The sequence below is a fragment of the Elstera sp. genome, assembly GCF_044372965.1.
Lineage (GTDB): Bacteria > Pseudomonadota > Alphaproteobacteria > Elsterales > Elsteraceae > Elstera.
In genome coordinates this window covers 1-6,057 of sequence record NZ_JBILQX010000201.1, presented here as the reverse complement: position 1 = coordinate 6,057, position 6,057 = coordinate 1, and the positions used below count along the sequence as shown (strand labels likewise).

The window sequence follows — 6,057 nt, the reverse complement described above, 5'->3', positions numbered from 1 at the left end:
TTTCTTATCCGATAGTCGCCCGGAAATGCCAATATGTCGTTTTTGTGACGGCCCTTATTCCACTGCTATTCGGCGGCGCGTGGCGAAACGGCACTAGCCAGCGCCAAGGCCTGCGCGGGGAGCGCGAGCGACTGATGGGTGGAAGCAACGATGAGCCCGCCCCCCGCCAAATGCTGCTTCAGCAGATCAACCAGCAGCGCCTGCCCGTCGGCGTCTAGCGCGTTCGTCGGCTCATCGAGCAGCCAGAGGCGCGCCTCAGCCAACAGTAAGCGCCCCAGCGCGACGCGGCGGCGCTGGCCGGCAGAGAGCAACCGCCCTGGCCGGGCCAGCAGGTGCCCGAGGCCGACGCGCGCAGCAACCTCCGGCACGGTCGCGGCGTCAGTCCCGGCAAGAACCGTCGCCAGGGTTAGATGATCTTGCACAGTGGCGCGCGGTTTGATCGCGTCGAGATGGCCGAGATAGGCCGTGCGGGCGCGGTGCTCCACGGGATCGTCGGCAATATCGGCCTCGCCCCAGTGGATGACCCCCGCCGCAGGCTGGACCAATCCCGCCAGAAGCCGCAGCAGGCTGGATTTGCCCGCGCCGTTCGGCCCGGTCACGATAAGGGCTTCCCCCGGCGCGACCCGAAAGGCCAGCCCTTCGAAAATTTTCCGGCCGCCGCGACGGCAGGCGAGGTTTTCGGACCAAAGGGGCTGAGAAAGCGCGTTCATGGCCGATAGAGTGGCTTGCTCCTAAACGCGGGGCAACCGCATAAAGGCGCGTCTTTCAGGATTTCTGCCCAAAATATTGCACCGGAACCACCATGAGCCTCGCCGCCATTGACCGCCTTTTGCTGCAAACCGACCGGGCGTATCGGCGACGGCTCGTGTTCTGCCTGCTGCTCGCCGCTGGGCAAACGCTGCTCGTGGTGCTGCGCCCGCTGCCGCTGCAACTGCTGCTGCCGCCCGACCCGGTTCCGGCGTGGATCGCGCAGGCCCATGCCCTTCTTCCCAACCTGAGTAGCCTTGCGCTGTTCCTCCTGTTCATCGCCGCGCTGGAGTTCAGCGTGTTCGGCGTGCGGGTGACGGAAGAGAATGCTTCCACCCGCCTGTCGGAACGGTTGATTCGGCGTTTGCGCGCCCGCATCGCCCGGCATTTGCTGCGCGGCCCGGCACAAGAGATTGCCGATCTCGGCGTCGGGCGAATCGTGGCGGCGGCGACCGGCGATGTGGAAACCATCCAGCGGCTGATTAAAGACGTGGTGATCGGCGCGACGCTGGCCCTGGTGCAACTGGTGCTCATGGTGGGGGTGCTGACGCTACTGCATCCGCCCCTGGGGCTGGTGCTGCTGGTCGAAATTCTGCTGCTTTCCGCGCTGATCGCCCTGTATGCCCGATGGCGCAAGCTGGCGTTTCTGGCGCAAATGAAAAACCAGGAGAATTTCCTCACCTGGATCACCGGCTTGCAGCAGCGCAGCTTGGATTTGCGCTTTGGCGTCGCGCGCGGTTGGTTCTTTCGGCGCACACTGGCGCTGATCAGGGCGATGAACCGGCGCGGGTTGCTGCTCTGGCACCGGCAAACGCTTTATTTTGCCGCCATCGATCTTTTCGTCGCCCTCGCCTCGGCCGCCTGTCTGGTGATGCTGTTTTTGGAAAGCGAAAGCGAACCGAAGACTTTGGCGACCGTCCTGATCTTTCTCTATTACGCCGCCCTCGTCTTCCCCTGCCTCGCCAAGATCGGCGAGGCCGCGCCGCTGTTGATCGACGGGCGCAATGCCTATGAGCGGTTATCGCTGACTTTGGGCACCGAGACTGCCGCGAGCCCGCACCCGCCTGCGTCGCCGAGGTTTGAGACGCTGACGCTTGAAAACCTCGGCCTACAAGATGCCGAGGGTAAATGGCTGATGCGCAACGTCAGCCTCACGATCCGCGCGGGCGAACAGGTGGCGCTGTTCGGTGAAAGCGGGTCGGGGAAATCCACCCTCTTCGCCCTGCTGCTGGGGGTCCAAACCCCGACCGAAGGCCGGATTCTGCTGGATGGTCGCCCGCTGGGCACGCTGTCGCTGGCCGACCGCAAGCGGCTGTTCATGCTGCACCGCTCCAACGGCGTCTTTTTCCCCGGTACGGTCGCGGAGAATATCGCCCTCGGGCGCGATTTGACCGAAGCGCACTGGGAGGAGTTACTCACCGCTTGTGGGCTGGCGGGCCGGATTGCCGCCGCGCCGCAGGGGCTCGCCACCCGTATGGGCGCGCGCGGCGAGCCGTTCAGCCAGGGCGAAGGCCAGCGCCTTGCCCTCGCCCGTGCCCTGCTCAGCGACGCGCCGATTCTGCTGCTCGACGAAGCCCTAAACTCGCTCGACGAGCCCTCCGAGCACGCCGTTACAGCGGGCTTGCGAAACATCTGGCGCGGCCAAACCTTGCTTCTGATTTCCCACCGCCGTAGCGTTTCGGACAGTTTTTCAAGACGGATCGAAATCCGCAAGGGCCACGGCCTGATTGACCATTCCGAGGAAACGCCATGAGCCGCCTTCCCCCCCGCGACCTGCTGCGGGCCTTGTTCGACAGCGCCGTTGCCGCCGCCCAACCGGCGCACGCCTTAGCCGCCCATCTGCCGCCGCCGCCCAAGGGCCGCACCATCGTCGTCGGGGCCGGGAAAGCCGCCGCTGAAATGGCGGCAGCGCTCGAAAGCCTGTGGCCGGGGCCGCTCACGGGTCTCGTCGTCACCCGCTATGGGCATGGTGCCCCGACCCAGCGCATTGAAGTGGTCGAAGCCTCGCACCCGGTGCCCGATGCGGCTGGGGAAGTCGCGGCGCAACGGTTGCTCGACCTCGCGGCCACCGCCGGGCCGGACGATCTGATTCTCGCCCTGGTCTCGGGGGGCGGCTCGGCCCTGTTGGCGCTGCCGCCGGAAGGCGTGAGCTTGGCGGAGGTGCAGGCGCTCTACCGGGGTTTGCTCGAATCCGGCGCAGATATCGCGCAAATGAACCGGGTCCGAAAGCACGTCTCGCGTATTCTCGGGGGTCGTCTCGCCGCCGCCGCGCCCAATACACCGATGGTGAGCCTCGTCATTTCCGACGTGCCGGGGGACGATCCCGGCGTCATCGCCTCCGGCCCGACGATCCCCGATGTGTCGAACCGCGCCGAAGCGCAGGCGATTCTGGCGCAATACGGCATCGACCCCGGCCCGGCGCTGGCCGCCTGGATCGCCTCCCCCGCCGCCGATACGCCGAGCCCCGACAGCCCCGCCTTTGCGCAAAAAAGCGTCCACGTCATCGCCAGCCCACACCGCAGCCTGATGGCCGCCGCCGAAACGGCGAAGGGCTTCGGCTATCCGGTCCTGGTCTTAGGCGATTCGATTGAGGGGGAGGCGCGCGAGGTGGCCAAGGTTCACGCCGGAATCGCCCGCGCCGCGCGCTTGCAAGGGGTTCCCCTGGCGGGGCCGTGCGTGATTCTCTCCGGCGGCGAAACCACCGTGACCTTGCGCGCCAAGGGGGGACGCGGCGGGCGCAATGCCGAATTCGCCCTCGGGCTCGCCCAAGCGCTGAAGGGACTTCCCAGCGTCTACGGCCTTGCCGCCGATACCGATGGGATCGACGGGACGGAGGACAATGCGGGCGCTTTCATCACCCCCGACACCTTGGCGCGGGCAGCGTCCGCAGGCTTGAGCGCCGCCGATTTCCTGGCGCGGAACGACAGCTATCGCTTCTTCCAAGGGATCGGCGATTTGCTTATCACCGGCCCAACGCGGACCAATGTGAATGATTTTCGCGCGTTGCTGATTGAATAAAGGAGGCCCCGCCAATGTTCTGGGCGATTGTGCTGGCGCTGGTGCCCGTGATGCTGCTGATCGGCCTTGGAAAACTGCTGCGAGATCGCGTGTTCACGGCGGAGGTGTTTTGGCGGGAAACTGAACGGCTTGGCTATTACCTGCTGCTGCCCGCCCTCATCATCCATTCGCTTGCCACCGCCAATTGGGGGACTGCACCCGTCGGGCGGCTCATGGCGGTGCTGGTGCTCTCCACGCTGCTCGTCGCCCTGCTGATGATTGGGCTAAGGCGCTGGATACCGCTTGGCGATGCGGCCTTTAGTTCGGTTTTTCAGGGCGGCATTCGCTTTAATAATTACGTTGGCCTGCCTGCCGCCGCCGCGCTTTATGGGCCGGAAGGCTTAGCTTTGGGCGCTTTGGCCGCCGCCGCCATCGTACCGACCGTGAATATCGTCTGCGTTCTGATGTTCGCGCGCTACGGCACCGCTCGCCCCAACCTGCGCGGCATTCTCTTGCAACTGGCGAAAAACCCGCTGCTCATGGCGAGCGGGCTCGGCATCGCCCTCAATCTTACGCACCTCGGATTGCCAGCGGGATTTGAGCCTGCCTTGAAGGCTCTCGGGCAAGCCTCGCTACCCATTGGGTTGCTGTGTGTGGGGGCAGCCCTCACCTTCACCTCGCCGCGCGTGCTGATAACCCCGACGCTGCTGTCGATGCTGGCGAAATTCGCCCTTCTGCCGCTCACCGCCGTCGGGCTTAGTCTGATGTTCGGCCTAACCGGCACTGCTGCCGGAATCGTGCTGCTCTATCAAACGCTGCCGACCGCTGCCGCCTCCTATATCCTCGCGCGGCAGATGGGGGGTGACGCCCCCTTGATGGCGATGATAATTTCTGCGCAAACCGTGCTGGCCGGGGTGGTTTTGCCGGTCGTTCTGACCCTTGGGACTTAGAGTTTTCCCGCTGCCAGATCGTCCAGAATCGGGCATTCCGGCCGCCCGTCGCCGTGGCAACAGTGCGCGAGGTGCGCGAGGGTGCCAACCATGCTCTGCATCGCGTCGATCTTCGCTTGCAGTAGCGCAATCTGCTCCTCAGCCAAGCGTTTTACGTCAGCGCTCTGGCGGGAGCGGTCACGCCAAAGAGCGAGAAGCTCGGTGATTGCCTCGACGCTAAAGCCCAAATCGCGCGCCCGCCGAATAAAGCGCAGCGTGTGCAGATCGACCGGCGTATAGACCCGATAACCTGCCTCCGTCCGGCCCGCTGCGGGCAGCAAGCCAATCGATTCGTAATAGCGAATCATTTTGGCAGAAACGCCCGTGGCCGCTGCGGCCTGACCGATCATCATGCTTGTGCCTCCCCCCGGAACCGACGCAAGCGCAAAGCATTGCCGAGGACGAATAGGCTGGAGCCCGCCATCGCCCCGGCGGCCAGCATCGGCGAGAGCGCCCCGATAGCGGCAAGCGGAATGAGCGCGACATTATAGGCAAACGCCCAAAAGAGATTCTGCCGGATCGTCCGCAAGGTTGCCCGCGCCAAAGCCAGCGCGACAGGAACTCCCGTCAAGGCTCCGCCCATCAGCACCATATCCGCCGCGTCCATCGCAATATCGGTGCCGGTCCCGAGCGCGAGGCCCACGTCGGCTTCGGCCAGCGCGGGGGCGTCGTTAATACCATCGCCGACAAAGAGCACCGCGCCGTGGGCTGCCCTCAAACTTTGCACCGCCGCCACTTTACCGGTCGGCAATACCCCTGCAACGATCTCGGTAATGCCGAGGTCGGCCGCAATCGCCCGCGCCGTCGCCTCGCGGTCGCCCGTGACCATCGCCACGGTCAGCCCCTGGGCGCGCAAAGCGTCGAGCGCGGCTTTGGCCCCCGGCTTCACCGGGTCGGCGATGGCGACCAGCCCGGCCAGCACGCCGCCCTGGGCGATGAACAAAACGCTCTTGCCTTGCCCGCTGAGGGTGGCGGCATCGTCGGCCAAGGTACCGGTAAGAATGCCGTGATCGGTCAAGAAAGCCTCGGTGCCGAGCATAAGGCGCACGCCCGCAACCTCACCCGCCACTCCCCGCCCTGGCGTCGCCGTGACGCCCGAAGCGGGCAACAGGCTATGCCCCTCTTGGGCCGCCGCTGCCACGATTGCCCTGGCGAGGGGATGTTCCGACTGGGCTTCAACCGCCGCCGCCGCCGCCAAAAGCGCCGCGCGCTTGAACCCCGGCGCAACCAGCAAATCAGTCATGAGGGGCTTGCCGGCGGTCAAGGTGCCGGTCTTATCGAAGGCGACCAGTTTGACGGCAGTGAGCTGCTGCAAGGCCTCCCC

Annotated in this window: 6 protein-coding genes; 3 read left to right on the top strand and 3 right to left on the bottom strand. The window is 65.5% G+C overall.

What is annotated here, in order from left to right:
* Positions 1–65: 65 nt before the first annotated feature.
* On the bottom strand, positions 66–710 hold the full coding sequence (ccmA, locus tag ACIQ36_RS17575; RefSeq protein WP_395831717.1) for a heme ABC exporter ATP-binding protein CcmA: 645 nt from the start codon (positions 708–710) through the stop codon (positions 66–68).
* 92 nt (positions 711–802) lie between these two features.
* On the opposite strand from ccmA, the gene ACIQ36_RS17570 reads away from it, so the two are divergent.
* Genes ACIQ36_RS17570 through ACIQ36_RS17560 form a run of 3 tightly spaced genes read left to right on the top strand, consistent with a single transcriptional unit; the run spans position 803 to position 4,694 of the window.
* A complete protein-coding gene (locus ACIQ36_RS17570) occupies positions 803–2,500 on the top strand; it encodes an ATP-binding cassette domain-containing protein (RefSeq protein WP_395831714.1) in 1,698 nt (565 codons plus the stop codon).
* Positions 2,497–3,765, top strand: coding sequence for a glycerate kinase (locus tag ACIQ36_RS17565; RefSeq protein ID WP_395831712.1), 1,269 nt, complete (start codon positions 2,497–2,499; stop codon positions 3,763–3,765). The genes ACIQ36_RS17570 and ACIQ36_RS17565 overlap by 4 nt, the downstream gene beginning before the upstream one ends.
* 14 nt (positions 3,766–3,779) lie before the next feature.
* Positions 3,780–4,694: an AEC family transporter gene (locus ACIQ36_RS17560; protein WP_395831710.1), complete on the top strand. Its 915-nt coding sequence runs from the start codon at positions 3,780–3,782 to the stop codon at positions 4,692–4,694.
* Here ACIQ36_RS17560 and cueR read toward each other — a convergent pair.
* Both cueR and ACIQ36_RS17550 read right to left on the bottom strand, forming a co-directional pair.
* A complete protein-coding gene (gene cueR / locus ACIQ36_RS17555; protein ID WP_395831708.1) occupies positions 4,691–5,086 on the bottom strand; it encodes a Cu(I)-responsive transcriptional regulator in 396 nt (131 codons plus the stop codon). The genes ACIQ36_RS17560 and cueR overlap by 4 nt on opposite strands.
* A partial coding sequence (locus ACIQ36_RS17550) for a heavy metal translocating P-type ATPase (protein WP_395831706.1) occupies positions 5,083–6,057 on the bottom strand: 975 nt, incomplete at its 5' end. The genes ACIQ36_RS17550 and cueR, both read right to left, overlap by 4 nt.

Coding starts and splice junctions, on each gene's coding strand:
- cueR (WP_395831708.1), bottom strand. CDS start 5,086: ATGATGATCGGTCAGGCCGCAGCGGCCACGGGCGTTTCTGCCAAAATG.
- ACIQ36_RS17565 (WP_395831712.1), top strand. CDS start 2,497: ATGAGCCGCCTTCCCCCCCGCGACCTGCTGCGGGCCTTGTTCGACAGC.
- ACIQ36_RS17570 (WP_395831714.1), top strand. CDS start 803: ATGAGCCTCGCCGCCATTGACCGCCTTTTGCTGCAAACCGACCGGGCG.
- ccmA (WP_395831717.1), bottom strand. CDS start 710: ATGAACGCGCTTTCTCAGCCCCTTTGGTCCGAAAACCTCGCCTGCCGT.
- ACIQ36_RS17560 (WP_395831710.1), top strand. CDS start 3,780: ATGTTCTGGGCGATTGTGCTGGCGCTGGTGCCCGTGATGCTGCTGATC.